The sequence below is a fragment of the Streptomyces albus subsp. chlorinus genome (assembly GCF_013302895.1).
GTDB lineage: Bacteria > Actinomycetota > Actinomycetes > Streptomycetales > Streptomycetaceae > Streptomyces > Streptomyces chlorinus.
This window is the reverse complement of the sequence record NZ_VJOK01000001.1, coordinates 1,454,160-1,480,017: the sequence shown is the minus strand read 5'-3', so window position 1 is coordinate 1,480,017 and position 25,858 is coordinate 1,454,160. Positions and strand designations below refer to the sequence as shown.

The window sequence follows — 25,858 nt, the reverse complement described above, 5'->3', positions numbered from 1 at the left end:
AGGACGCCGGGCGGCGTCGTGGCCCTGCTGCTCTTCGCCGGTCTCGCCTTCCTGCTCTACGACGTGGCCTCCGTACGCGCCGGCCGGCCCGGCATGACCTGGCGCCGTACCCTCACCGACGAACTGGCGACCCGGCGTCTCGACGACACCTTCGTACTGGCCGGCGCCGCCCTGGCCGCCGCGCTCGGACTGTGGCTGCTCGTCCTGGCGCTCACCCCCGGCAAGCGCTCCTTGCTGACCATGCGGCCGGACGTCCCCCGGGTACGCGCGGGCCTCGAACGCTCCGCGGCGGCGCTGGTGCTGAGGGACCGTGCGATGGAGGTCCCCGGCGTCCAGTCGGTACGGGTGAAGGTCACACGCCGCAAGGTCCGGGCCCGGGCGCTGGCGCACTTCCGCGACCTGGACGAGGTGCGCTCCGACCTCGACAGCGCGCTGCGGGACGGCGTCGAACAGCTCGGTCTGGCCCGACGGCCCGGCCGCTCCGTGCGGGTGCGGCGGCCGGGGAAGTGACGGAGGAACGAGGAGACCAAGGACGCCACGGGCACCAGGACACCGAGGACCCCGGGGACACCGCCCCGGAGGCGCCACGAGCACCGGTGCACCGGACGGCGCCGGGGGACGAGAGGGAGCGATGACGGGCACCGACGGGGACAGGACGGCGAGGCGAGACCATGCTGCGAACCGTTAACCGGGTACTGACCGCGCTGATCGGGCTGGTGCTGCTGGCGCTGGGCCTCGCGGTGCTCTTCGCCGGTGCGGACCTGCCGCACCGCTGGAAGGTGTCCATGCCCGCCGACTGGCCCTGGACCCGCCCCGGCGACGTGGTGCTCAGCCGCGCCGACCGCACCCGGTGGAGCGACGAGGGCTGGTGGTGGCCCGCGATCATCGCAGCCCTGGCCGTGCTGCTGCTCCTCACCCTGTGGTGGCTGCTGGCCCAGTTGCGGAGCCACCGGCTGACCGAGGCCCTGATCGACAGCAAGGACGGCGAGGGCGCGCGGCTGCGCGGGCGGGCTCTGGAGGATGTCATCGCCGCCGAGGCGGAGGCGCAGCCCGGGGTGGACAGCGCCCGTGTCGTCCTGACGGGGCGGCGGCAGCACCCGCGGGCCCGCGTCGGGCTCGTCCTGGCCGCGCACGCCCAGCCGGGACAAACCCTCCGCCTGCTCCGGCGCGAGGCGCTCGCCCATGCCGAGACCTCGGCCGGACTCGACGCCCTCCCGGCCGAGGTCCGGCTGCGTGCCGCCCGCCACCGCGCCGAACGCGTCAGCTGAGCGGACCTGAGCGGACCTGAGCGGCCTCATCCGGCAGTCCCACCGGGCCCGGGGAGGAACCGCCCGCGGCCGGGCCGCTCCGCGCCGGTCGAAGCCCGCTCAGAAACCGTGCATGGCCCCGCCGTCCACCGGCAGCATCAGCCCGGTCAGGTACGAGGCGGCGGGCGAGAGCAGGAAGGCGGCCGTACGGCCGAACTCCTCGGGGGTCCCGTAGCGGCGCAGCGGAATGGCCGCCGCGTTGCGCTCGCGTGCCGCGTCCCCGTCGCCGGAGAGCGAGTCGAGGTACTGGAGGCGCTCGGTGCCGATCCGCCCCGGCATCAGCCCCAGCACCCGGATGCCGCGCGGGCCCAGTTCGTTCGCGAGGGTCTTGGCGAACCCCGCGAGCCCCGGGCGCAGTCCGTTGGAGAGGGTGAGCCCGGGGATCGGCTCGTGCACCGAGGCGGACAGGACGAAGCCGATCACCCCGCCCTCGCCCAGCTCCCCGGCGGCGGTGCGGGCCAGCCGTACGGCGCCGAGGAAGACGCTGTCGAAGGCCGTGCGCCACTGCTCGTCCGTCAGCTGGTCGGCGGGCACCCCGGCCGGGGGGCCGCCCACGCTGATCAGGAGTCCGTCGAACCGGCCGAACCGCTCGCGGGCCGCCGCGACCACCCGGGCCGGGGTGTCCGGGTCGGCGTTGTCGGCGGCGACGCCCAGCGCCCGGCCCTCGGCCCCTGACGCCTCCACGCCGAGCCGCGCCGCCGCCTCCTCGGCCGCCTTCTGGGACCGGCCGGTGATGACGACCCGCGCCCCTTCGGCGAGCAGTTGCGCGGCGGTGGCGAACCCGAGCCCGCGGGTCCCCCCGGTGATGACGAAAACGCGCTCCGAAAGTCCAAGATCCATGGTGAGCAGTGTGCCCGATCCCCCTCCGCCGCAAGGGAGGGCCGGGGGAGGGGAGGGCCCGGCTGCTTCCGGACGGCCGTGGCCGGTCTCAGCCGGCGACCTTCTCCCGCTGCTCCGGGGCGCTCCCGTCGGCCGGGGCGGCGGCCCCGGTCCCGGCGGCCTTCGCGTGCCGCTCCTTCGCCTCCCGCCGCACCAGGATCACCCACCCCACCGGTACGGCGCCGGTGAACAGCCACCACTGCACCGCGTAGGCCATGTGCGGGCCGATCCCGCTGTGGTCCGGCTCCGGCAGCACCTCGGGCTGTTTCCCGGCCGGCTTCGGCGAGGTCTCCATCAGCTGGATGAACCCGCCCAGCAGGGGGCGGCCCACCTCCCCGGCCTGCTTCCCGCTGTTGATCAGCATGACCTGGCGGTCCGGCAGGCCCTTGGTGTCCTTGATGCCGCTGGCCTCGGTCGTCTCGTCGGGCATCATCCGCCCGGTGAGGGTGACCTCGCCCTTCGGCGGCTCGGGGACCTCGGGGAAGGCGGTCAGATCGCGGTCGGAGCGGATCCAGCCGCGGTTGACGAGGACCGCCTTGCCGTCGGCCAGCACGAACGGGGTGACGACGAAGTAGCCGATGGTGTCGCCGTCCGCCGCGGTGCGGTGCCGGACGACGACCTCGTGCGCGGTGTCGTACCGCCCTCGCGCGGTGACGGTGCGGAACTTGTCGCCGGCGGCGGGCTCGCGCCCCACCCCCGTCAGCTCGGTGACAGGCACCTTGGGCGCGGCGAGGCTCGCGGCGACCTCCTCGTTGCGCGCCACCCGGCTCTCGTGGCGGTGCAGCTGCCAGAAGCCCAGCTTGATCATCGTGGGGATCAGCACGAGGCCGAGCAGGGTGAGGATCACCCACTGCCGGGACAACAGGAAGCGGTACACGCCTACCGACGGTACCCCTCGGGCTCCCGCGGCCGGTGCGGGGCCCCGGGTTCAGCCCTCGGGGGGTTCAGCCCTCGGGCGCGGGGGCCACATCCTGCAGGAGCTGGGTGAAGGCGCCCTCGTCGATGACGGGCGTGCCGAAGGCGCGGGCCTTGAGCACCTTGGAGGTGGCCGCGTCGGGGTCGTTGGTGACCAGCAGGCTGGTGAGCCGCGAGACGCTGGAGGCGATGTGCAGCCCGGCCTCGGTCGCCCGGTCCTCCAGCAGTTCACGGTCCACCGAGGTGTCGCCGGAGATGGCCACCCGCATGCCCTGTATGAGCCGGCGCCCCGGCTCGTACCGCCCCGGGTTCGGGTACGGGCAGGCCGGGCGCTTGCGGGTGGGGCGCCAGGTGGCGTACCCGCGCCCGTAGGAGCGCCGGCCGCCGCCGTCCGTGCCGCCGTCGGCGCGGGACACCACCGAGTCGGACCACTCGCTCAGCGGTTTGCAGGCCAGCAGCGGCAGCCGCACCTGCTGCCGGGCGGCGAGGTGGAGGCTGGGACGGAAGACCTCGGCGAGCACGCGCGCGTCGTCCAGCGCGTGGTGCGCCCGCTGCTGGACGACGCCGTAGTGCGCGGCCAGGGACTCCAGCTTGTGGTTGGGCAGCGGCAGGGACAGCTCCTTGGACAGGGCGATGGTGCACAGCCGCTGCCGCACCGGGACCTCCAGCCGGGCGCGGGCGTACTCCCGGGCGATCATCGACCAGTCGAAGATGGCGTTGTGCGCGACCAGGACGCGGCCCGCCAGGCGTGCCGCGAACTCCTCGGCGATCTGCGGGAAGAGGGGCGCGTCGGCCAGCGCCTCGGCCGTCAGTCCGTGGATCCAGGTGGGGCCGGGGTCGCGTTCGGGATTGACCACCGTGTACCAGTGGTCCTCGACCTCGCCCCGCGCGTCCAGGCGGTAGACGGCGGCCGACACTATGCGGTCGTCGCGCGCCAGGCCCGTGGTCTCCACGTCCACCACCGCGTAGCCGTCCGGGTATCCGGACGGCCAGATCAGCGGCGGCTGGGCGTCGGCGGCGGACTGCGCGGGGATGCGCTCGGACATCCCGTCGGTGCGTGCCGTCTGGTCTTCGAGCATGGTCACAGAGAATACGGGTCGGTACTGACAGTGCCGTCAGGCGCGTCTGCTCCGTGGGGCGGCGAGAGGGTGCCGGGAGCCGTGTGGTAGGAGGGTTCCGAACGTGCCTCAACCCGCCGACGGGGAGGGCGGATCGGGTGCGGGCAGCAGCCCGTCCACCAGCGCCCGCACCGCGACGGTGAACACCTTCTCCGTGTCGGGGGGTGTGGCCAGCGCGCGCACCAGCGCCGGGTCGCCGGTGCCTGGGTCGCGCTCCCACAGCGCGGGTTCGCCGGGCCGTTGCGCCGGGGCCCGTTCCCGGTTGCGTTCGAGCAGGGCGTGGCCGACGACGGAGAACTGGACGGCGCGTACGGCCTCGGCCGCGCGGGCGCCGCGCAGCCCCGCCGCGTGCGCCTCCCGCGCGAGCGCCTGCTGCGCCGTGTGGAACAACCGTTCCGTGAGGCCCCGTTCGTGGACCAGTGCGATCAGGTGCGGCCGGGCGCGCAGTTCGCGGCGGAGTGCGCGTGCCACCGAGACCATCCGCGCGCGCGGCGTACGTCCCCGCGGCCGGATCTCGTCCAACTCCCGCACGGTGCGCTCGACAAGAGCCTCCAGCAGCGCCTCGCGGTTGCCCACGTGCCAGTAGATCGAGGTGGCGGCGGTGCCCAGCTCGGCCGCCAGCCCGCGCATCGTCAGCGCCCGCGGGCCGTCCCGCCGCACCAGGGACGCGGCGGCGTCCAGCACCGCCTCGCGCGTGAGGGGGCCGCGCGGCGCGGCGGCGGGTCGGGCGGTGCGGGGCGGCGGCTTCGGCATGATCCCCCTGTCCGGACGGTGCGCGGGTCTTCACCCTTGGCGGAGTCTGCTGTAAACGGTGTCGTCTGTAACGCCGTTACAGCGTTGCCCCGCCACAGTGTCGCAGCGTCGCCCCTTGGAGGTGCCCCATGACACGTGTCCGGTACGGTCCGCGCGGCGAGAGCGAGATCAGGCGGGCGAGGGAGGCGAGCGCGAGGCTCCCCGACATCTGGTCCACCGGGGTGGTGGCCGTCTGGGAGACCGACCCCGAGGTGGTGGCCGCCGTCCTCCCGCCGCCCCTCGAACCCGGTGCCCGCCCCCTCGTCCGCGCCGCCGTCAGCCAGGTGGACCTGCCCGGTTATCCGCTCGGCGCGGGCTCCGTCGCGGTGGCCGCCTGCCACGCCGGTGCCCCGGGCTGGTACCCGCTGGTGATGCCGATGACGCACGAGCGCGCCCTCATCGGCGGCCGCGAGGTCTTCGGGGAGCCCAAGAAGCTGGGCGAGGTGTCCGTCGAGCAGGGCCCCGACGGCTTGGTCGGCGCCCGGCTGGCCCGGCACGGCATCACCTTCCTGGAGGTCACCGGCACCCTGGGCGCCGCCCTGCCGCCGCCCGCACAGGCCGAGAAGCTCGACTTCTACTTCAAGTTCCTGCCCGCCGTGGACGGCACCGGTTTCGACGCCGACCCGGTACTGGTGCACTGCCTGCGCCGGGAGAAGGTGCGCTCCCTGCACACCGTCACGGGCCGCGTCACCCTGCGCGAGTCCCCGTACGACCCGGTGGCCGATCTGCCGGTACGCCGCCTGGTGGAGATCACCCTCGGCGAGAAGACCAGCGACCAGCGCGGCCGTGTCGCCGCCCGGGTCGGCGCGCGGGACCTCCTGCCGTACGTGCACCAGCGCTACGACGACGCCGCGCAGGTGCTGGACGCGCCGCCCGCGCCCTCCGGTGCGGCGGCGAGGGAGAGGAGCGCCTGATGCGGCTGCACGCGGGCCAGACGGCCGTCGTGACCGGCGCGGCGAGCGGGATCGGCCTGGCCCTGGCGCGCCGCTTCGCCGCCGAGGGACTCGCCGTCGTCCTCGCGGACGTGGAGCGCGCCCCGCTGGAGAAGGCCGCCGGGGAACTGCGCGCCGAGGGGGCACGCGTTCTCGCCCACCTCACCGACGTCAGCGAACCCGACTCCGTGGAGGAGCTGGCCGAGGCGGTGCGGGACACCTTCGGCACCGTCCATGTGCTGTGCAACAACGCGGGCGTCGGCTCGGGCGCCGAGGGGCGGATGTGGCAGCACGAACTCAACGACTGGAAGTGGGCGTTCGCGGTCAACGTCTGGGGCGTCTTCCACGGCATCCGCGCCTTCGTACCCGGGATGCTCGCCTCCGGGGAGCCCGGCCACATCGTCAACACCTCCTCGGCGGACGGCGGTATCGCGCCACTGCCCACCGCGTCGGTGTACGCGGTGACCAAGTCCGCGGTCGTCACCCTGACCGAGTCCCTGTACGCGCACCTGCGGGCCGAGGGCGCCGAGGTCGGCGCCTCGGTGCTCTTCCCCGGCCCGCACATGCTGCGCACCGGCCTGTGGGAGTCCTACCGCAACCGTCCGGCGCGCTACGCCAGGACCCGCCCCCGCACGACCCCCTACCGCACCCTCGGCCAGTGGGAGGCCGCCATGCGCGAGGCCGGCCACGAGGTGCGCTTCACCCCCGTCGAGGAGGTCGCCGATCTCGTCGTCGAGGGCATCCGCGAGGACAGGTTCTGGATGCTGCCCGCCAGTGAGCGCAGCGACGCACAGATCCGGGCCCGCGCCCGCTCGATGCTGGAGCGGACGAACCCGGACTACCTGGAGACCTTCGTACTCGATTGAGGTGCGTCCCATGAGCGACGACCCGTACCTGATCATCTCCTCCGACTGCCACGCCGGGCTGCCCACCGAGCGGTACCGGCCCTACCTGGAGGCCCGGTACCACCGGGCGTTCGACGACTTCCTGGACCAGCGCGACGCGCGCGTCGAGGAGTCCACCCGCCTGGGCATCCGCAACGAGGCGTTCGCCCGCAAGTGGTTCGAGGACCACGAGGAGGGGCTGCGCGGCGGCTGGGACGCGGCACAGCGCGTCAAGGAACTGGACGGCGACGGGGTGGCCGGCGAGGTCGTCTTCCCGGACGCCGACGCCGTGGACAGCGGCACCGCGGCGCCCTTCGGCGTCGGCCTCGGCCTCAGCGGCGACCAGGACCCGGAACTGGGCATGGCGGGTGCGCGGGCCCACAACCGCTGGCTGGCCGAGTTCTGCTCCGAGCACCCCGAACGGCACTGCGGGGTGGCGCTGCTGCCGGTCACCGGCGAGGTGGGGAGCGTCGTCGCGGAGATCCACCGCGCCAAGGAGTCCGGTCTCGGCGCGCTGATGATCCCGGCCATGTGGGTGGACAAGGCCCCCTACCACGACCGCCGCTACGATGCGGTGTGGGCCGCCGCCGCCGAGACGGGCATGCCGGTCCTCACCCACTCCGGCGCGGCACCCCGCCACGAGTACGGCGACCACCTGGGCATCTACGTCAGCGAGGTCACCTGGTGGCCCGCGCGCCCGCTGTGGTTCCTGCTGTGGTCCGGCGCCTTCGAGCGGCACCCCGGGCTGCGGTTCGGCGTCGCCGAGTCGGGCTGTTGGTGGCTGCCGAACCTGCTGTGGTTCATGGACCGGCTCTATCTGGGGGCGCACGGCGGAAAGAAGCTCTCCCCGTTCGCGGAGCTGAAACGCCCCCCGCACGAGTACCTCGACCGGCAGGTGTTCGTCTGCGCCACCAACACCAAGCGCCGCGAGCTGGCCCAGCGCTACGAGATCGGTGTCGACAACATCCTGTGGGGCAGCGACTTCCCGCACCCCGAGGGCACCTGGCCGCGCACCCGCGCGTGGCTGCGCGACACCTTCCACGACATCCCCGTGACCGAGACCCGCCGGATGCTCGGCGAGGCGGCGGCCGAGGTGTTCGGTTTCGACACCGCCGCGCTGGCCCCGCTCGCCCGCCGTATCGGCCCCACACCCGCCGAACTGGGCCAGCCGGCCGAGCAGGGCCCGGTCGAGGAGTCCTGGCGCCGCGCCCGCGAGACGGGACGGCACTGGCTGACCGGCAGCGACCTCCCGTTCGTGGGCAGGACCGGGGAAGAGCCTGCCGGGCCGTCGGCGGTGAGGGCGGAATGACAAGCTCCGCGGACCGCTGCACCGTCATCTCCGCCGACTGCCACGCCGGCGCCGACCTGCTGGACTACAAGCCGTACCTGGCCACGCGGTACCACGACGAGTTCGACGCCTGGGCGGCCGGCTACGTCAACCCGTACGAGGACCTGCTCGCCGACACCGCCGACCGCAACTGGAACTCCGAGCGGCGGCTGGCCGAGCTGGAGGCCGACGGCATCGTCGCCGAGGTCGTCTTCCCCAACACCATCCCGCCGTTCTTCCCCTCGGCGTCGCTCATGGCGCCCGTGCCCACGCGGGAGGAGCTGGAGCGGCGCTGGGCCGGGCTGCGCGCCCACAACCGCTGGCTGGCCGACTTCTGCGCCGCGGCACCGGGGCGGCGGGCCGGGGTGGCGCAGATCCTCCTCAACGACGTCGAGCAGGCCGTGCGCGAGGTGCGGTGGGCCCGCGACCACGGCCTCACGGGCGGCATCCTGCTGCCCGGGGTGCCGCCGGGGTCCGGCATCCCCGAGCTGTACTCGCCGGTGTACGACCCGCTGTGGGCCGTCTGCGCCGAACTGGGGGTGCCCGTCAACCACCACGGCGGCTCCGCCTCGCCGCCGCTGGGCGAGGAGCCCGCCGCACGGGCCGTGTTCATGGTGGAGACCACCTGGTTCTCGCACCGCGCGCTGTGGCACCTCGTCTTCGGCGGCGCCTTCCACCGCCATCCCGCGCTGCGGCTCGTCCTGACCGAGCAGGGCTCGGGATGGATACCCGGAGTCCTGGAGATGCTCGACTACTACCACGGGCGGCTCGTCGCCGCCGCCGGCCGGGCCGCCACCGCCGAGTCCAGGTTCGGCACCGGGCTCGCGGCGGCCATGGGCGCCTCACCCGGCGAGGTGTGGCGGGAGAACTGCTACGTGGGTGCCAGCTTCATGCGGCCCCACGAGGTGCCGCTGCGGCACCGGATCGGCCTGGAGAAGATCATGTGGGGCAGCGACTACCCCCATGACGAGGGCACCTGGCCCTACTCGCGGGAGGGGCTGCGACTGGCGTACGCGGGCCTGCCCCGGGAGGAGGTCGCCGCGATGGCGGGCGGCAACGCCGCGCGGGTGTACGGCTTCGACATGGAGCTGCTCGCCCCGCACGCCGCCCGTGTCGGCCCCGCGTTCGCCGAGCTGGCCGAACCGCCGGCCGAGGTCCCCGCCGACGCCACCAGCCCCGCCTTCGCCCCGGGCGGGAAGGTCCGGGTCTGGTAGGAGGGGCCGACACCGCGCGGTCCCGTACCCGCCCGGGGATGCGGGACCGCGCGGTCCGGTCCGGTCCTGGCCGGGCCGGTTTCATACGCGCCGGTAACAACCCCTGGCGGGACCGCGAGCACTGCCCTTACCTTCCTGACATGCCGTCCAACATGCCCGACGTGATCCTGTGGTCCGTACCCGCGTTCGTCCTCCTCACCGTCATCGAGATGGTGAGCTACCGCCTGCACCCGGACGAGGACGCCGCCGGGTACGAGGCGAAGGACGCCGCGACCAGCCTCACCATGGGGCTGGGCAGCCTGGTGTTCGACGCGGTGTGGAAGATCCCCATCGTCGCCGTCTACGCGGCCGTCTACGAACTCACCCCGCTGCGCGTACCGCTGCACTGGTGGACCCTCGTGCTGACGCTGCTCGCGCAGGACTTCTTCTACTACTGGTCGCACCGCGGCCACCATGTGATCCGCATCCTGTGGGCCTGCCACGTGGTGCACCACTCCAGCAGGAAGTTCAACTTCACCACCGCCCTGCGCCAGCCGTGGACGACCTGGACGGTGTGGCCGTTCTACGTGCCGCTGATCGCCCTCGGCACGCACCCGGCCGTGCTCGCGTTCTGCTCCGGGGCGAATCTCGTCTACCAGTTCTGGGTGCACACCGAGCGCGTCGGCAAGCTGCCCCGGCCCGTCGAGTCCGTGCTCAACACGCCCTCGCACCACCGGGTGCACCACGCCTCCCAGGGCAGCTACCTGGACCGCAACTTCGGCGGCATCCTGATCGTCTGGGACCGGCTCTTCGGCTCCTTCGTCCCCGAGACCGACCGGTGCGTCTTCGGGCTGACGAAGGACATCGACACCTACAACCCGCTGCGCGTCGCCACCCACGAGTACGCGGCCATCGCCCGCGACGTGCGTGCCGCCCGCAGCTGGAGCGAGCGCGCGGGCCGGATCTTCCGCGGCCCCGGCTGGCAGCCCGCCCCCGAGGAGCCCGCCGTCCCCGGGGCCGGCTCCGCCCGCGGGACCGCACCCGCCGGGGCGGCGGAGCCGACGGTGTGACCGGCCGGGCCCCGACGGCGTGACCGGCCGGGACCGCGTACGCGAGGGGCCGGGCCGCTCTTTCGGCGGCCCGGCCCCTGGCTGCTCACCGGGTTCCCGGGCAGGGCCCGGGAGCGGCCGTCACTTGGTGACGGCCGCCAGCGCGTCCACGAGCCCGTGGCCGTAGAAGCTGTTGTTGCCCTTCACGCCCGTGCACGTGGCCGCGTAGGTGCCCTTGCCGTCCGGGTCGTACGACGCCGGGCACGGCAGGGTCTGCGCCTGCGCCTTCAGCAGCCAGGAGATCTCCTGGGCACTCGAGGTGGGGTGGGTGCTCTTCAGCAGCGCGGCCACGCCCGCGACCTGCGGGCCCGCCATCGAGGTGCCCTGGAGGTAGGCGTACTCGCCGTTCGGCATGGTGGACAGCACGCCGCCGTCCTTGGCCGGCTCCTCGGGCGTCTGGAAGGCCCGGTCACCGCCGGGGGCCGTGACGTCGATCTGGTTGCGGCCGTAGTTGGAGTAGTACGACTTCAGGTTCTCCGGGCCGGTGGAGGACACCGAGGTGGCGCCGTCCAGCATGGTCGGCACGTCCGGGCAGGTGGCCGGGTTGATCGTGCGCTTGACCGGGGTGCCGTCGTCCGGGCTGGTGTCGTCCACGATCCGGCTCGCGGCGTGGTCCTGCGAGGAGTTGCCGGCCGAGCTGACGGTCGTGACGCCCTTGCGCTGGGCGTACTTGACGGCGCGCTGCACCGCGTCGGCGATGGCCTTCTGGTCGACGTGGTCGTCGCAGTTGTAGAGCCACGGGTCGACGTAGTAGCTGTTGTTGGTGACCTGGACGCCGTGGTCGGCGGCGAACACCATCGCGCAGACGACGGCCTCTCCGTAGAACAGCGACGTGGTCGGCTCGCTCACCTTCAGGGAGGCGACCTTCACCCCGGGGGCGGTGCCGGCGATGCCCACGCCGTTGCGGTCGGCGGCGATGATGCCCGCCACGTGGGTGCCGTGGTAGTCCTCGTCCGGGTTGTACGGGCGCCAGGCGCCGGGAGAGGTGTCGGCCTTGCCGCCGACGCAGTTCGCGGACTGCCTGGCGGAGAAGTTGGGCTTCAGGTCCGGGTGCGTGTCGTCCACGCCGGTGTCGATGACACCGACGGTCACCTTCCGGCTGCCCTCGTCGACCTTGGCGGCCTTGTCGGCCTTGATGGCCCGCTTGTCCCACTGGAGGCTCTCCAGCGGCTCCTGGCCCTTCGCCTCGGCCTTAGCCAGCGTGGACGCCTTCTTGGGCTCCTTGACGAAGACGGGCTTGCCCACCTCCGTGGTGGCCGCGGCCTGGAGCGGTGCCGTGCGGGTGGCGCCCGCCGAGTCGACCCCCTTGACCGCGCGCAGCTCCTCGCCGAACTCCGGGTTGGCGGAGTGCGCGACGATGACGCCTATCTTCCCGTACGTCGCGACGACCTTGCCGTCAGCTTCGCGTATCTCCCGCTTGACACGTTCGACGGTACCGCGGTCGGCAGCGGTGTTGACGACGTAGCTGAGCTTCTCGCCCGCCTTGGCCTCGGGCGCCGCGGCGGTCGCGGAATCCTGCGCGTTCGCCGCGGCGGCGCCTGCCAGGCCCAGGGAAGCGGTCAGCACCAGCCCCAGCGGCACCGCGAGTACGCGCCGCCGCTTGGAAGGTCTCGAATGCATGGGGTCTCCATGTCGTCTGAAGTTGTCCACGAAGGACGGAAGTTATCCCTGTGAGGCAGGTAACTGCAATGGATTGATGGAGAAAGTCCGAAGGCTGTGCGGAGCCGTGATCGTTTCTTTCTCTTTCAACAAGCGGCCCCCTGTCGCCACACCCCGACGAGCCTTACGATGCGCGCACCCCCGCCTCTTTGAGACGTGGGTCACACTTTCTCCGTATCCACCGTCCCCACCCTCACGTTCCGACTGGAGTCATCGTGGACACCGCACCACAGGACGCGCGTTCCGGCCCGCCGGGCGACCGGGACTACACCGATGTGCAGGGCAGCGCCGAGTTCGGCGAACTGCGGCGCGGCTACCGCTCGTTCGTCTTCCCGCTCACCGTCGCGTTCATCGTCTGGTACCTGCTCTACGTCCTGCTCTCGAACTACGCGGGCGGGTTCATGGGCAGCAAGGTCGCCGGCAACGTCAACGTCGCGTTCGTCTTCGGCCTCGCCCAGTTCCTGACGACGTTCCTGATCGCCTGGTGGTACTCCCGCTTCGCCGCCGCGAAGCTCGACCCGAAGGCCACCGCACTCAAGACCCGGCTGGAGGCGGAGAACCTCCACGCGGCAGCGGCCGGCGAGGCCCCGCTGCCCGAGGCCGGGGGCATCGGCCGCCAGGCCGAGCCCAGCGACAAGGACAAGGGCCAGCTCGCCGGTCAGGAGGACGACGCATGAGCACCACCCAGCACCTGGCCGCCCCCCTGGGGCAGCTGGCCGCCGGCGGGGCGAGCGAGCACCGCCCGCTGATCATCACCCTCTTCTCGCTCTTCGTCGTCGCCACCCTCGCCGTCACCGTCTGGGCGGGCCGCCGCACCAAGGACGCCACCGACTTCTACGCGGGCGGACGGCAGTTCAGCGGCTTCCAGAACGGGCTGGCGATCTCCGGCGACTACATGTCGGCCGCGTCCTTCCTGGGCATCGCGGGCGCCATCGCGCTGTCCGGGTACGACGGGTTCCTCTACTCCATCGGCTTCCTGGTCGCCTGGCTGGTGGCGCTCCTGCTGGTCGCCGAACCGCTGCGCAACTCGGGCCGCTACACCATGGGCGACGTGCTGGCCTACCGGATGCGGCAGCGCCCCGTCCGCACCGCCGCCGGGGTCTCCACCATCGTCGTCTCGATCTTCTACCTGCTCGCCCAGATGGTCGGCGCGGGCGCGCTGGTGGCGCTGCTGCTGGGCATCACGGGGGAGGCCGGCAAGAACCTCATCGTCGTCTTCGTGGGCATCATCATGATCCTCTACGTGACGATCGGCGGGATGAAGGGCACCACCTGGGTCCAGATGATCAAGGCGTGCCTGCTCATCGGCGGCACCGTGATCATCACCGTCCTGGTGTTCCACAAGTTCGACTGGAACCTCTCCACCCTGCTCGGCGCCGCCGCCGAGAACAGCGGGAAGGGCGCCGCGTTCCTGGAGCCCGGACTCAAGTACGGCGCCACGGCCACCTCGAAGATCGACTTCATCTCGCTGGGCATCGCCCTGGTCCTGGGCACCGCGGGGCTGCCGCACATCCTCATCCGCTTCTACACCGTGCCCACCGCCAAGGCCGCCAGGAAGTCCGTCAACTGGGCCATCGGCATCATCGGCGTCTTCTACCTGATGACCATCGCGCTCGGCTTCGGCGCCGCCGCGCTGCTCAGCCCGAAGACGATCACCGACTCCAACGAGGCCGGCAACACCGCGGCACCCCTGCTCGCGCAGGAGATCGGCGGCGGCGCGGACTCCACCGGCGGCGCCGTGCTGCTGGCGATGATCTCCGCGGTCGCCTTCGCCACCATCCTCGCCGTCGTCGCGGGACTGACGCTCGCCTCCTCGTCCTCCTTCGCCCACGACCTGTACGCGAACGTCATCCGCAGGGGCAAGGCCACCGAGAAGGAGGAGGTCAAGGCCGCCCGCGTCTCGGCCGTCATCATCGGCGCCGTCGCCATCGCGCTGGGCATCTTCGCCGGCAAGCTCAACGTCGCGGGGCTGGTGGCCCTCGCCTTCGCCGTCGCCGCCTCCGCCAACCTGCCCACCCTGCTCTACAGCCTCTTCTGGAAGCGCTTCACCACCACCGGCGCCCTGTGGTCCATCTACGGCGGACTGCTCTCCTCCGTGCTGCTGGTCCTCTTCTCCCCGGTCGTCACCGGCAAGAAGACCTCGATGTTCCCCGACGCCGACTTCGCCTGGTTCCCGCTGGAGAACCCCGGCCTCGTCTCCATCCCCCTCGGCTTCCTGCTCGGCTGGGCCGGCTCGCTCCTGTCCAAGGACGAGACCGCCGGCGGCAAGAAGTACGCCGAACTGGAGGTCCGCTCCATGACCGGGGTGGGCGCCCACTGACACCCTTCGCCGGCGGCTCCGTCCCCGTACCCGGCCGGGCGGAGCCGCCGGCGCGTCTGCGAGGCCCCCGAGCGGCCCGCCCTCGCAGGTGCGAGGCCGTCACACGCGGCGCTGTCGGATGTCACAGGCGTGACTTACGCTGCGAAGCAGATCACGCACCTGGGAGGGCCGTCAGCATGCTGCTCGACACCTATGGGCGGGTCGCCACCGACCTGCGCGTCTCGCTGACCGACCGCTGCAACCTGCGCTGCACCTACTGCATGCCGGAAGAGGGCCTGCAGTGGCTGGCGAAGCCCGACCTGCTGACGGACGACGAGATCGTCCGGCTCGTCCGTATCGCCACCACCGACCTCGGCGTCGAAGAGGTCCGCTTCACCGGCGGCGAGCCCCTGCTGCGCCCCGGCCTGACGGACATCGTGGCACGCTGCGCCGCGCTGGAACCCCGCCCCCGGCTGTCGCTCACCACCAACGGGATCGGCCTGGAGCGCACCGCCGCCGCGCTCCGCGAGGCGGGCCTGGACCGGGTGAACGTCTCGCTGGACACCCTCGATCCGCAGACCTTCCAGCGGATGACCCGCCGCAAGCGCCACGCCGATGTGCTCCGCGGCCTGGCCGCGGCCCGCGAGGCCGGGCTGACCCCCGTGAAGGTCAACGCCGTGCTGATGCCCGGCCTCAACGACCAGGAGGCACCCGACCTGCTGGCCTGGGCCCTGGAGGAGGGCTATGAGCTGCGCTTCATCGAGCAGATGCCGCTGGACGCCCAGCACGGCTGGCAGCGCGAGGGCATGATCACCGCAGGGGACATCCTGGCGTCGCTGCGCACCCGCTTCACCCTGACCCCGGAGGGCGAGGAGCAGCGCGGCTCGGCGCCCGCCGAGCGCTGGCTGGTGGACGGGGGCCCGGCGCGGGTCGGCGTCATCGCCTCGGTCACCCGCCCGTTCTGCCGGGCCTGCGACCGTACGCGGCTGACGGCCGACGGGCAGGTGCGCACCTGCCTGTTCGCCACGGAGGAGTCGGACCTGCGGGGAGCGCTGCGCTCCGGGGCGACGGACGCCGGCATCGCCGCGCTGTGGCGGAAGGCGATGTGGGGCAAGAAGGCGGGAGCCGGGATCGACGACCCCTCGTTCGTCCAGCCGCAGCGCCCCATGTCGGCGATCGGCGGCTGAGGCCGGGCCCGGCCGCCGGCGCTGCCCGGACGTCAGCCGCCTTGGGGCGGCTCCCACTCGGCCAGCGGAACGGTGTCCTTGAGGAAGCCGCGCACGCCGAGGAACTTCGCCAGGTACTCGCGGTGCTCCTCGCACGCCAGCCAGGTCTTGCGGCGCTCGGGAGTGTGGAGCTTGGGGTTGTTCCAGGCGAGCACCCACACCGCCGCCTCGCGGCAGCCCTTGGCGGAGCAGATCGGGGTCTCGGGCCCCTCGGCGGAGGGGGAGGGGGAAGGGATCACCCCTCCATCTTCCACCAGTCCCCGGACAGCAAGCGACGCCGGGCAGCCACGGGGGGAGCCGCCCGGCGTCGGTCCATCGCTCCGACGGGGGATGCGGAGCGCACATGAAGTATGGCATGCGGAAGCCGCCCCAGTGCACCGGAACCGCAGTATTGAGCTGAGCTTTTCTTGAGCTTCGCGCGAATCCGCAGATCAACTGCGGTCGGACGCCGCCCCGTTCGGTGTCCGGCCGGCCTCTTCCGGAGGGGAGCCCTCTTCCGCTTTGGTCACTTTCGACCCTTCCAGCACGTGCTGCCGGGTGTCCGGGAGATACGTCGCGGGAGCCGAAGGAGCATTCTCCCGGCCCGCGTTGGCGATCACGACCGCGATGTACGGCAGCGTCACACCGAGCACCAGCGTCACGATGGCCAGCGGCCGTTCCACGTTCCACAGCACCACGGTGAGCAGTACGGCGACCGTACGCACCAGCATCGAGATCACATAACGGCGCTGTCTGCCGCGCACGTCCTCCTGGAGGCCCTGGCGGGCCCCGGTGATCCGGAAAACCTCCGGCTGGTGCAGCTTCCGCATCACTTCCACCACCTGCTCACCCTCCGTTCTCCGCGGCCGTACCGGGAGATCCGGACGTTTTCCACGGTACGCCTCGGGCGCGTACGGAACGAGACCGGGGCGCGGGGGCAGTCCGCGTCACGCCCGGCGCCCGGGCCACGCGGACGACGCGGGGCGCCACCGCACGAGTGCCCGCACGAGAGCGCACACGGGCGCCCGTACGCGTGCCTGCACGGGCGCCCGCGCGGACTCCGCCGGAATCCGCGCGGGCCGCCCCGCGGGGACTCACAGCCCCCGGATCTCGGCCACCTTGCGGCCGGCCTTCAGATACACCGCGTCGGCGGCGCCCTCCGCGTGGGCGGCCACCGCCTCGCGGACGACCTCGGCCAGCGGGCGCAGCGCCTCGGACTCCGGGAGCACCACCGCCTGCTGCTCCTGGCCGCTCTTCTCGACGATCAGCCGCAGCCCGTTCTGCTTCGCGATCCGGCGCGCCGCCGAGGCGCTCGGGGTGAACTCCAGCACCTTCGTCAGCACCGCGGCGACCCCCTCCTCGCCGTGCGCGGCCACCTCCACGACGGGCAGCGTCCCGGCGTCGGAGAAGGACTTCCTGGAGAACTGCGCCACGAAGTGGGCCCGCGCCGCCATCGCCGCCTCCACGCCGTGCAGCGCCGCGACGACCTCGCCGGCCAGGATCTTCTTCAGGTCCATCGGGTGCAGCGAGCCCGCCTCGATACGGGCGGACACCTGCGCGATCTCCTGGTCCGTCCACTCGGTCCAGGCGCGCAGGTAGGGCACCATCAGCCGGTCCGGGATCGACATGATCTTGCCGAAGACCTCGTCGGCGGAGCTGGCGAGCCCTACGTAGTTGCCCTTGGACTTGGACATCTTGGCGCCCGAGCCGTCGGTGCCCTCGACCAGCGGCATCGTGACCACCAGCTGCGGCTGCTGCCCGTACGCCTCCATCACGCGGCGGCCCATCTGGAGGTTGAGCAGCTGGTCGACGCCGCCCAGCTCCACGTCGCAGGCCAGCTCGACGGAGTCCAGGGCCTGCGCGACGGGGTAGAGCAGCTCCGACATCGTCAGGCCGGAGCCCTCCGCGAGCCGGTTGCGGAAGTCCTCGCGCTGCAGCAGCGAGGAGACCGGCACCTGGGCCAGCAGCCCGAGCAGCTTCGGCAGCGTGAAGGGGGCGAGCCACTCGCTGTTGCGGGCGAACCGCACCTTCTCGAAGTCGAAGAAGGGGCGGACCTGCTCCTGGTAGCCGGAGAGGTTCTTCGCGATGTCCTCGTCCGTCAGCGGCGGGCGTTCGGCCGTACGGCCCGAGGGGTCACCGATCTTGGCGGTGAAGTCGCCGATGATCAGCGTCACCTCGTGGCCCATGCGCTGGAAGCGGCTCAGCACGGTGATCGGTACCGCGTGCCCCAGGTGCACATCGGTGGCCGTCGGGTCGATGCCCAGCTTGACGTGCAGCCCCTTGCCCTGCGCCGCCCGCTCCGCGATGCGCTCGGCGAGCCTGTCGACCGACGGCAGCAGCTCCACGGCCCGTGCGCCGATCAGCTCCGCCTGCTCCTTGGCGGGCAGGTCGCTCAGATCCAGATAGCGGCGCGCCCCGGTCTCCGCGAGCAGCCGCTCGACGTTGGCGTCAAGGGAGAGGTCCTGGGCCAGCAGCTCACTGGCCCGCTGTACGGAGTCGCCGAGGCGTGTCACGTCACTGTTCCTGGTGTCTGTGGGTGCGAAATCGGTCACGAGAAGTCTATGCGCCGCCACTGACGGCGCCGTCCCCGGCGTAAGCGGTTCCGGCCCGGAGGGGGCGGACCGGGGGTTTCTGTAGGGACCCCACAGTGCCCCGCCGGTGCCCCTGTCCGTGCCCGAGTGCCGGGGAGGTGACGGGGCCGGATAGGTTCTCATTGCGACAGACCGTGACAGCAGAAGCAGAAAGGGTGGTCACACCGTGAGCCGCTCAGTGCTCGTGACCGGGGGGAACCGTGGCATCGGCCTCGCCATTGCCAGGGCCTTCGCCGAGGGGGGCGACAAGGTCGCCGTGACCTACCGCTCCGGAGAGCCGCCCGAGGGCTTCCTCGGCGTCAAGTGCGACATCACCGAGCCGGAGCAGGTGGAGCAGGCGTACAAGGAGATCGAGGAGAAGCACGGCCCGGTCGAAGTCCTCGTCGCCAACGCGGGTGTCACCCGCGACCAGCTGCTGCTGCGGATGTCCGAGGAGGACTTCACCTCCGTCCTCGACACCAACCTCACCGGCACCTTCCGGGTGGTCAAGCGCGCCTCGCGCGGCATGCTGCGCGCCCGCAAGGGCCGCATCGTGCTGATCTCCTCCGTGGTCGGGCTGATGGGCCAGGCCGGGCAGACCAACTACGCGGCCTCGAAGGCGGGGCTGGTGGGCTTCGCCCGCTCGCTCTCCCGGGAGCTGGGCTCCCGCAACATCACCTGCAACGTGGTGTCGCCCGGTTTCGTGGACACCGACATGACGCGTGTGCTGTCGGACGAGCAGCGCGCCGAGTTCGTCAAGCAGGTGCCCCTGGGCCGCTACGCGGAGCCGGAGGAGGTCGCCTCCTCGGTCCGTTTCCTGGCTTCCGACGAGGCCGCGTACATCACCGGAGCCGTCATTCCCGTGGACGGCGGATTGGGCATGGGTCACTGAACATGAGCGGAATTCTCGCGGGCAAGCGCGTCCTGGTCACCGGAGTGCTGACCGACTCCTCGATCGCCTTCCACGCGGCCAAGGTCGCCCAGGAGGAGGGCGCCGAGGTCGTGCTGACCGGTTTCGGGCGGCTCTCCCTGGTGGAGCGCATCGCCAAGCGGCTCCCCAAGGAGGCGCCGGTCATCGAGCTGGACGTGCAGAACAAGGAGCATCTGGACGGGCTCGCCGCGAAGGTCACCGAGCACCTCGGCCAGGACGCCTCGCTGGACGGCGTCGTGCACTCCATCGGCTTCGCGCCGCAGGACGCGCTCGGCGGCAACTTCCTCAACACCGAGTGGGAGTCGGTCGCCACGGCCCTGGAGGTCTCGGCGTACTCGTTCAAGTCGCTGACGATGGCGCTGCTGCCGCTGCTGGAGAAGCGAGGAGCCTCCGTCGTCGGCATGGACTTCGACGCGCAGCTGGCCTGGCCCAAGTACGACTGGATGGGCGTTGCCAAGGCCGCGCTGGAGTCCACCTCCCGCTACCTGGCACGCGACCTGGGCCACAAGAACATCCGCTGCAACCTGGTCTCCGCGGGCCCGATCAAGTCGATGGCCGCCAAGTCCATCCCGGGCTTCGAGGAGCTGTCGGACGTGTGGAACACCCGCGCCCCGATCGGCTGGGACCTCACCGACCCGGAGCCGGCGGGCCGCGGTGTCGTCGCCCTCCTGTCGGACTTCTTCCCGAAGACCACGGGCGAGATCATCCACGTCGACGGCGGCGTGCACATGATGGGCGCCTGACACCCGGGTACGCCTGACACCCGGGTACGGGACCCGCGGCCGGTCCCGCGAGCCCCGAAACGGGGTGCTCACTGCACTCCGTGGCCCCACTCGGCCGTGTGGGAGGCCGCCTCCTTGGAGGCGGCCTCCACCTCTTGCCCGCGGATGGCCTCGATCAGCCGCGCGTGATCCATGTAGTCCTCCTGGCGCAGCTCCTCTCCCACGTCCCGCCGCAGGAAGGAGCGCAGCACCTCGCCGAGGTCCGCGTAGACCCCGCTGAGCACCTCGTTGTGCGAGGCGGCGACCACGCCCATGTGCAGGGCGCGGTCCGTGTCGATGAAGCGCTCGACGTCGCCCGCGTCCCATGCCGCCTCCCGGCGGGCGAGCAGCCGGTCGAGCTGCCGCAGGTCCTCCTCCGTGCGGCGCCGTGCTGCCAGGCGCGCGCCCGCCGTCTCCAGCGCGGAACGCAGCTCCGCCACGTGCCGCAGGTCGGCGCCCTCGAAGCGGCGGTGCATCACCCCCGCCAGCTCGCTGGTGGCCACCACATAGGTGCCCGAGCCCTGCCGGATGTCCAGCAGCCCGTTGTGCGCGAGCGCCCGTACCGCCTCCCGCACCGTGTTACGGGCCACTCCCAGCTGCTCGACCAGCTCCGGTTCGGTCGGAATGCGGCAGCCCACGGGCCACCGCCCCGAGGTGATCTGCTGACGCAGGGCGGCGATCACCTGGTCCGCCAGCGGCGCCCGCTGGGGAGCGGACAGCCCGCTCACCGGCGGGGGAGGCGCGGCGGGGGAGCCGGCCGGGTCCGGGGAGGCAGGGGTGGACGACATCGGTTGGGCGCTATTCATCCCATGATTCTATGATGGGCACCATGGCCATGGCAGATGACGATCCCAGGAATGCCGCGCACACGACCGACGTGAGCACCCGCACCTCCGAGACGGGTGTCCGCACCGCACCCGAACGCACCACCGCCGCCCCGGCGCCGCCCCCCGGTTCCGCCGGCGCCGCCCCGGTGCCGTCCCGCTGGATGCTCCGCTTCGTGATCGCGGGCCTCGTGATCGCGGCGCTCAACCTGCGTCCCGCCATATCCGGACTCGGGCCCCTCCTGGAGGAGGTCCGGGACGGGCTGGGCATGAACGGCACCGTCGCCGGACTGCTCACCTCCGTGCCGCCGCTGTGCTTCGCCGTCTTCGGCGGGCTCGCCCCCCGGCTGGCCCGCCGCTGGGGCCCGGCCACCGTCGTGCTGGCCGGCATGGTCGCCGTCACCCTCGGGCTCGCCCTGCGGCCCTTCGCGAGCGGCACCGGCACCTTCCTGGCCGCCACCGCGCTCGCCCTGGCGGGCATCGCGCTGAGCAACGTGCTGATGCCCGTGGTGGTCAAGCACTGGTTCCCCGACCGCGTCGGCTCCATGACCGGGCTCTACTCGATGGCCCTCGCGCTGGGCACCTCCGCCGCCGCGGCCGTCACCGTGCCGATGACCGACGCGCTCGGCGGCAGCTGGCGCGTCGGCCTGGGCGCCTGGGCGGTGCTCGGGGCCCTCGCCGTCCTCCCGTGGGCCGTCGTCTCCCGGGACCGCTCGGCGCGCGCCCCCGAGCCGCAGGCCGCGCAGGAGGCCGTCCCCGAGGAGACGGCCGAGGGCGAGGCCCGTACGGAGGCCAGGGCCCGCTCCGAGGCGCGCGCCGGCGCCGCGCCCGCCCTCCGTATCGCCAAGTCGCCCACCGCCTGGTCGCTCGGGGTCTTCTTCGGCCTCCAGGCCTCCGCCGCCTACATCACCATGGGCTGGTTGCCGCAGATCTTCCGCGACGCCGGGGTCTCCGCCTCGGCGGCCGGGGTGATGCTCGCGGTGACGATGGGCATGGGCATCCCGCTCTCCTTCGTCCTGCCGAAGCTGGCCGCCCGGATGCGGCACCAGGGGCCGCTGGTGCTCGCGCTCGGCGCCTGCGGGCTGATCGCGTACGCCGGGCTGTGGTTCGCGCCGGCCTCCGGCGCGTGGGTGTGGGCCCTGGTGCTGGGCATCTCCAACTGCGCGTTCCCGCTCGCCCTGACCATGATCGGTATGCGGTCCCGGTCCAGCGCCGGAGTCGTCAAGCTCTCCGCCTTCGCCCAGAGCACCGGCTACCTGATCTCCATCCCCGGCCCGCTGCTCGTCGGCGCCCTGCACGACGCGAGCGGCGGCTGGCACGTGCCGATCCTGCTGATGGCGGCGCTCATGGTCGCCCAGATGGCCACCGGCCTGCTGGCGGGCCGGGACCGGGTGATCGAGGACGGACGCTGAGTGCGACACTGGCACACATGCCAGTCCTCGAACCGAACCCGCCCGAACCGCAGAAGAAGCTGCTGCTCATCTTCGGCCTGATGATGGGCGTGGCCGTCGTCGTCGGAGTGATCGCCAGCATCGCGGCACCCTGACGCCCGCCCGGTCCCGGCCCGGCACGCCCCGCGGTGGGGCCGGCACCCCCATCCCCTAGGGGGCCGGCCTCAGGGGTAACTGGGTGGCTTACCGGATGGGACGGCGAGCGCCGCGTCCGTACCGTCGGTGCCGACGGACGACGACGAGCACCGGAACCCGGAGGCGAGCACGATGACGGCCCCCGCGCGGCCCACGACCCAGAAGAGCCCGGCGAGCGGCACACGGCCCGCCCCGGCAGCCGTGCAGACCCGGCTGCCCTGGTGGGGCGCGCTGCTCCCGGCCCTCGGCTTCGCCCTGCTGCTCGTCCTCCTGATCGGGCAGGGGCACGCGGAGGCCGCCCAGCGGGCCGCCGACGCCCCGGCGGTCTCCTTCTTCCGCCACCTGTGGGACGCGCTGGGGGCCTGACCCGCTCGCGCCCGGCCGTCAACACCCCGCGCCCGGCACCGCGTTTCGTGCGAAGCTGGAAGGTATGAGCGTCGATGTGCCCCGCAATATCGTCCTTCTCCGGCACGCCAAGGCGGACTGGCCCCAGGTGGCGGACCACGAGCGGCCCCTCGCCGAGCGAGGCCGTCTGGACGCCCCCGCTGCGGGCGAGTGGCTCGCCGGGCAGGGCATCACACCGCAACTCACCCTCTGCTCGACGGCGACCCGCACCCGGGAGACGTGGAAGCTGGTCGTCCAGCACCTGGCGCAGCGCCCCAGGACGGTCTACGAGGAGCGGCTCTACGAGGCGCCGCCCGGCCAGATCATCGAGGTCGTCAACGAAGTGGCCGACGAGGTGCGGGACTTGCTGGTGATCGGCCACAACCCCGGCATGCAGGCGGTGGCCGAGGTGCTCGCGGGCAGCGCCGCCGACGACACGCTCGAACGGCTCGGCCGCGGCTTCCCCACGGCCGGGGTCGCCATCCTCCGGCACACCGGCTCGTGGAAGGCCCTCGAACCCGGCAGCGCCGAGCTGGTCCGCTTCTGGTCCCCCCACGAGTGAGCCCCGCCGCCGCAGCCTCCGGACGCGGCGGCTCCCACCCGCCGGCCCCGGCACCTCGTGGCCCCTCGCCGCCGGCCACCACCTCGGCGCCTGCCGCCGGTCCCGGCCGCCGCCGCTGCGGGGGCCCGGTGACGCGGGCCACGTCCCGGGGAAGCCGTCCGGGGAGAGCCGTCCCGGCGGAAAGGGCCGTCCCCGGGGAAGGCGGTCCCGGTGGAAGAGGCCGTTCCCCGTGGAAGGTGCCGTTCCGGTGGAAGGTGCCGTCGCCGTCCCGGGGGAAGAGCGAGGTCCCGGGCGGTCGGTACCGCCCCCGGGGGGCTGAAAAACGGCGGCTAGGCGGCCTCGTCCCGGCCCGCGGCGACCTGGGCGGCCGGCTCCTCGACGATCCCGTCGGCGGCCTCGACCTCCTCGCGGGTGATGCCGAGCAGATAGAGCACGGTGTCCAGGAACGGCACGTTCACCGCCGTATGGACCTTCTCCTGCACCAGCGGCTTGGCGTTGAAGGCGACGCCCAGCCCGGCCGCGTTGAGCATGTCGAGGTCGTTGGCGCCGTCGCCGATGGCGACCGTCTGCGCCAGGGGGACACCCGCCTCGGCGGCGAAGCGCCGCAGCAGGCGGGCCTTGCCCGCGCGGTCGACGATCTCCCCGGTGACGCGCCCGGTCAGCTTGCCGTCGACGATCTCCAGGGTGTTGGCCGAGGCGAAGTCGAGGCCCAGCTCCTCCTGGAGGGCGTCCGTCACCTGGGTGAAGCCGCCGGAGACGACCCCCACCTGGTAGCCGAGCCGCTTGAGTGTACGGACCAGGGTGCGGGCGCCGGGCGTGAGCCGCACCTGCGCGCGCACCCTGCCGACCACCGACGCGTCCAGCCCCGCCAGCAGCGCCACCCGCGCGTGCAGGGACTCCTCGAAGTCCAGCTCCCCGCGCATGGCCCGCGCCGTCACCTCGGCGACCTCGGCCTCGCAGCCCGCGTGGGCCGCGAACAGCTCGATCACCTCGTCCTGGATGAGGGTGGAGTCCACATCCATCACGACCAGGCGCTGGGCCCGCCGCTGCAGCCCCGAGGCGACGACGGCCACATCCACGCCGTACTTCTTCGCCTCCAGCGCCAGCGAGGTGCGCAGCAGCGCCGTCTGCGCGCCCGAGACGTCGAACTCGACGGCCAGCACCGGATACTTGGCGAGCCGGAAGATGCGGTCGATGTTGCCGCCGGTGGAGGTGATGCTGGCCGCTATGGCGGCGGTCGACTCCGCGGTCAGCGGATGGCCCAGCACGGTGACGTGGGAGCGCCCCACCCCGCGCGGCCGGTTGTCGCCGACACCGGAGATGATTTCGGCCTCCATGCCCATCGACTCCGCCCAGCTGTGCACGGTGGCCCGCAGCTCGCCCTCGGAGCCCGTGCCGGTGCTGGGGGAGGTCACCAGGGCGCACAGCGTGATGCGCCCTCTGGTGACGAGCTGCTCGATGTCGACGACCTCCACGGCGAAGGCCGCCAGGGTGTCGAACAGGCCGGCGGTGATGCCCGGCCGGTCCTTGCCGAAGATCTTGACGAGAAGGGTCGGGGTGTCCGCGTACGACGGCGGCGGGGCCACATCTGCGCTCATGGTGCTCTCACAGTACCGTCGTCCCACAAGGCGTCCCGCCCCGGCCCGGCCGCCACCCGATTGTCCGCATCAGTCGGGATCAGTGCTGACCGATGGGGGCATCGGCGGCCGGATCACCCGCTCCCGGACATACCCCTGACCGAAGCGTCACAGCCTGGTAGCTACCGCTGGCCCGGCTTCCTGTCGGGCCTTTGGGCCTGGAATAGTTCCTCACGATGTTCGCCATCCCTAGACTCCCTCTGAGCAGGGGGTACCTCGGGGGACAACTTTGTGGGGCATGGAGTGCCGGAACTCGTACTGGAACTGAACGGACAGACCTGGACGCTCGATCCGTCCAGGGCCTACACCCTCGGCCGCGATCCGCAGGGGGATGTGGTGATCGAGGACGCCAGGGTCTCCTGGCGGCACGCCACGGTGCGCTGGGGAGGGCGCGCCTGGGTGATCGAGGACCACGGCAGCACCAACGGCACCTATGTGCAGGGGCGGAGGCTCCAGCAGCTGGAGCTGGCCGACGGCATGAGCGTGCATTTGGGCAACGCCAGTGACGGTCCGAAGCTCACCTTCTCCGGCGGTGCGGGGGGCCAGGCGCAGGCCCAGGGCGTGTACGGGCAGGGTGCGCAGCACGGGCAGCAGCAGGCCGCGTCGCAGGCGGCCGTGCACAGCGCCCCGACGCAGCAGCCGGACATCGCGGGCCCCGCCGGACCGGCGGCCCCAGGCGGCCCCGGCTGGGGACAGCAGCAGCCCCAGCAGCCGCCGCAGCAGCACCCCGGCTGGCAGCAGCAGGCGCCTCAGATGCCGCAGCAGATGCAGCAGGCCCCGCCGCAGCAGTACCCGCAGCAGGTGCCCCCGCAGCAGTACGTCCAGCAGCCGCCCCAGCCCCAGCACCAGGCGCCCCAGTACCAGCCGCCGCAGCACCAGGCGCCCCAGCACCAGGCCCCGCAGGGCGCCCCCGCCGCGCACGGTGCCCCGGGCCCGCAGGGCATGGGCGGTCCCGGCGCGGGCGGCGGCCCGTCCGGTGCGGCG

26 protein-coding genes and 1 pseudogene are annotated in these 25,858 nt (G+C 72.6%); 17 read left to right on the top strand and 10 right to left on the bottom strand.

The features are described 5' to 3' along the window. Window positions 1-510, top strand: a 510-nt coding sequence (locus tag FM076_RS06780) for a DUF6286 domain-containing protein (RefSeq protein ID WP_243274346.1), incomplete at its 5' end; no start/stop codon positions are given. A 161-nt stretch (window positions 511-671) separates the two neighbouring features. Continuing rightward, window positions 672-1,268: an alkaline shock response membrane anchor protein AmaP gene (gene amaP, locus FM076_RS06775; RefSeq protein ID WP_173869009.1), complete on the top strand. Its 597-nt coding sequence runs from the start codon at window positions 672-674 to the stop codon at window positions 1,266-1,268. A 99-nt stretch (window positions 1,269-1,367) separates the two neighbouring features. On the opposite strand, the gene FM076_RS06770 is transcribed toward amaP, so the two are convergent. The 4 genes from FM076_RS06770 to FM076_RS06755 all read right to left on the bottom strand — a co-directional run bounded on the left by FM076_RS06770 (window position 1,368) and on the right by FM076_RS06755 (window position 4,972). Continuing rightward, window positions 1,368-2,147: an SDR family oxidoreductase gene (locus FM076_RS06770; RefSeq protein WP_173869008.1), complete on the bottom strand. Its 780-nt coding sequence runs from the start codon at window positions 2,145-2,147 to the stop codon at window positions 1,368-1,370. Window positions 2,148-2,235: 88 nt separating this feature from the next. After that, window positions 2,236-3,063, bottom strand: coding sequence for an SURF1 family cytochrome oxidase biogenesis protein (locus FM076_RS06765; protein ID WP_173869007.1), 828 nt, complete (start codon window positions 3,061-3,063; stop codon window positions 2,236-2,238). Window positions 3,064-3,130: 67 nt separating this feature from the next. Next, the gene (locus tag FM076_RS06760) at window positions 3,131-4,180 is read right to left on the bottom strand and encodes a DEDDh family exonuclease (protein ID WP_243274344.1); all 1,050 of its coding nucleotides are present in this window, start codon (window positions 4,178-4,180) and stop codon (window positions 3,131-3,133) included. Window positions 4,181-4,288: 108 nt separating this feature from the next. Then, complete coding sequence (locus FM076_RS06755) at window positions 4,289-4,972, bottom strand: TetR/AcrR family transcriptional regulator (protein WP_173869006.1); 684 nt, start codon at window positions 4,970-4,972, stop codon at window positions 4,289-4,291. Between the two features lie 128 nt (window positions 4,973-5,100). Between FM076_RS06755 and FM076_RS06750 the strand changes: the two genes are divergently transcribed. The 5 genes from FM076_RS06750 to FM076_RS06730 all read left to right on the top strand — a co-directional run bounded on the left by FM076_RS06750 (window position 5,101) and on the right by FM076_RS06730 (window position 10,417). Then, window positions 5,101-5,925 carry an acetoacetate decarboxylase family protein gene (locus FM076_RS06750; RefSeq protein WP_173869005.1) on the top strand — a complete coding sequence of 275 codons (825 nt, stop codon included), beginning with the start codon at window positions 5,101-5,103 and terminating at the stop codon, window positions 5,923-5,925. Then, window positions 5,925-6,809: an SDR family NAD(P)-dependent oxidoreductase gene (locus FM076_RS06745; RefSeq protein WP_173869004.1), complete on the top strand. Its 885-nt coding sequence runs from the start codon at window positions 5,925-5,927 to the stop codon at window positions 6,807-6,809. Before FM076_RS06750 ends, FM076_RS06745 begins: the two co-directional genes overlap by 1 nt. Window positions 6,810-6,819: 10 nt before the next feature. Then, the gene (locus FM076_RS06740) at window positions 6,820-8,136 is read left to right on the top strand and encodes an amidohydrolase family protein (RefSeq protein WP_173869003.1); all 1,317 of its coding nucleotides are present in this window, start codon (window positions 6,820-6,822) and stop codon (window positions 8,134-8,136) included. Continuing rightward, on the top strand, window positions 8,133-9,368 hold the full coding sequence (locus FM076_RS06735; RefSeq protein WP_173869002.1) for an amidohydrolase family protein: 1,236 nt from the start codon (window positions 8,133-8,135) through the stop codon (window positions 9,366-9,368). Before FM076_RS06740 ends, FM076_RS06735 begins: the two co-directional genes overlap by 4 nt. 140 nt (window positions 9,369-9,508) lie before the next feature. Next, window positions 9,509-10,417, top strand: a complete 909-nt coding sequence (locus FM076_RS06730; protein ID WP_173869001.1) for a sterol desaturase family protein — start codon at window positions 9,509-9,511, stop codon at window positions 10,415-10,417. A 120-nt stretch (window positions 10,418-10,537) separates the two neighbouring features. Here FM076_RS06730 and FM076_RS06725 read toward each other — a convergent pair whose 3' ends face one another. Next, window positions 10,538-12,076 (bottom strand): S8 family peptidase, encoded by a 1,539-nt coding sequence (locus tag FM076_RS06725; RefSeq protein WP_173869000.1) that lies wholly within the window; start codon window positions 12,074-12,076, stop codon window positions 10,538-10,540. A gap of 254 nt (window positions 12,077-12,330) precedes the next feature. On the opposite strand from FM076_RS06725, the pseudogene FM076_RS33450 reads away from it, so the two are divergent. The 3 genes and pseudogenes from FM076_RS33450 to moaA form a co-directional block, all read left to right on the top strand. Then, a pseudogene (locus tag FM076_RS33450) lies at window positions 12,331-12,666 on the top strand (DUF485 domain-containing protein); the annotation flags it as partial. A gap of 122 nt (window positions 12,667-12,788) precedes the next feature. Then, on the top strand, window positions 12,789-14,435 hold the full coding sequence (locus FM076_RS06715; protein ID WP_173868998.1) for a solute symporter family protein: 1,647 nt from the start codon (window positions 12,789-12,791) through the stop codon (window positions 14,433-14,435). A 176-nt stretch (window positions 14,436-14,611) separates the two neighbouring features. Next, window positions 14,612-15,601, top strand: coding sequence for a GTP 3',8-cyclase MoaA (gene moaA, locus FM076_RS06710; protein ID WP_173868997.1), 990 nt, complete (start codon window positions 14,612-14,614; stop codon window positions 15,599-15,601). Between the two features lie 32 nt (window positions 15,602-15,633). Here the strand turns inward: moaA and FM076_RS06705 are convergent, their stop codons facing one another. From FM076_RS06705 to tyrS, 3 genes are all read right to left on the bottom strand, one after another. Next, window positions 15,634-15,879: a hypothetical protein gene (locus FM076_RS06705; RefSeq protein ID WP_173868996.1), complete on the bottom strand. Its 246-nt coding sequence runs from the start codon at window positions 15,877-15,879 to the stop codon at window positions 15,634-15,636. A gap of 192 nt (window positions 15,880-16,071) precedes the next feature. Then, window positions 16,072-16,449 (bottom strand): DUF3099 domain-containing protein, encoded by a 378-nt coding sequence (locus FM076_RS06700; protein WP_173868995.1) that lies wholly within the window; start codon window positions 16,447-16,449, stop codon window positions 16,072-16,074. Between the two features lie 264 nt (window positions 16,450-16,713). Continuing rightward, a complete protein-coding gene (gene tyrS / locus FM076_RS06695) occupies window positions 16,714-18,132 on the bottom strand; it encodes a tyrosine--tRNA ligase (RefSeq protein ID WP_173868994.1) in 1,419 nt (472 codons plus the stop codon). A gap of 244 nt (window positions 18,133-18,376) precedes the next feature. On the opposite strand from tyrS, the gene fabG reads away from it, so the two are divergent. Beyond that, window positions 18,377-19,081 carry a 3-oxoacyl-[acyl-carrier-protein] reductase gene (gene fabG, locus FM076_RS06690; RefSeq protein ID WP_173868993.1) on the top strand — a complete coding sequence of 235 codons (705 nt, stop codon included), beginning with the start codon at window positions 18,377-18,379 and terminating at the stop codon, window positions 19,079-19,081. A 2-nt stretch (window positions 19,082-19,083) separates the two neighbouring features. Next, window positions 19,084-19,863, top strand: coding sequence for an enoyl-ACP reductase FabI (gene fabI / locus FM076_RS06685; protein WP_173868992.1), 780 nt, complete (start codon window positions 19,084-19,086; stop codon window positions 19,861-19,863). 68 nt (window positions 19,864-19,931) lie between these two features. On the opposite strand, the gene FM076_RS06680 is transcribed toward fabI, so the two are convergent. Next, window positions 19,932-20,687: a FadR/GntR family transcriptional regulator gene (locus FM076_RS06680; protein WP_243274342.1), complete on the bottom strand. Its 756-nt coding sequence runs from the start codon at window positions 20,685-20,687 to the stop codon at window positions 19,932-19,934. A gap of 23 nt (window positions 20,688-20,710) precedes the next feature. Here FM076_RS06680 and FM076_RS06675 point away from each other — a divergent pair, with 23 nt between their 5' ends. The 4 genes from FM076_RS06675 (at window position 20,711) to FM076_RS06665 (ending at window position 23,237) form a co-directional block, all read left to right on the top strand. Continuing rightward, window positions 20,711-22,117, top strand: coding sequence for a CynX/NimT family MFS transporter (locus FM076_RS06675; RefSeq protein ID WP_173868991.1), 1,407 nt, complete (start codon window positions 20,711-20,713; stop codon window positions 22,115-22,117). 17 nt (window positions 22,118-22,134) lie between these two features. Continuing rightward, entirely contained in the window at window positions 22,135-22,251 is a 117-nt protein-coding gene (locus FM076_RS34595; protein WP_274598789.1) for an SGM_5486 family transporter-associated protein, read from the top strand. 127 nt (window positions 22,252-22,378) lie between these two features. Next, entirely contained in the window at window positions 22,379-22,657 is a 279-nt protein-coding gene (locus tag FM076_RS06670; RefSeq protein ID WP_345944906.1) for a hypothetical protein, read from the top strand. 64 nt (window positions 22,658-22,721) lie between these two features. After that, window positions 22,722-23,237: a SixA phosphatase family protein gene (locus FM076_RS06665; protein ID WP_173868990.1), complete on the top strand. Its 516-nt coding sequence runs from the start codon at window positions 22,722-22,724 to the stop codon at window positions 23,235-23,237. A gap of 329 nt (window positions 23,238-23,566) precedes the next feature. Here the strand turns inward: FM076_RS06665 and serB are convergent, their stop codons facing one another. Then, window positions 23,567-24,835, bottom strand: a complete 1,269-nt coding sequence (serB, locus tag FM076_RS06660; RefSeq protein WP_173868989.1) for a phosphoserine phosphatase SerB — start codon at window positions 24,833-24,835, stop codon at window positions 23,567-23,569. A gap of 282 nt (window positions 24,836-25,117) precedes the next feature. Between serB and FM076_RS33445 the strand changes: the two genes are divergently transcribed. Further along, a partial coding sequence (locus tag FM076_RS33445; RefSeq protein ID WP_345944905.1) for an FHA domain-containing protein occupies window positions 25,118-25,858 on the top strand: 741 nt, incomplete at its 3' end.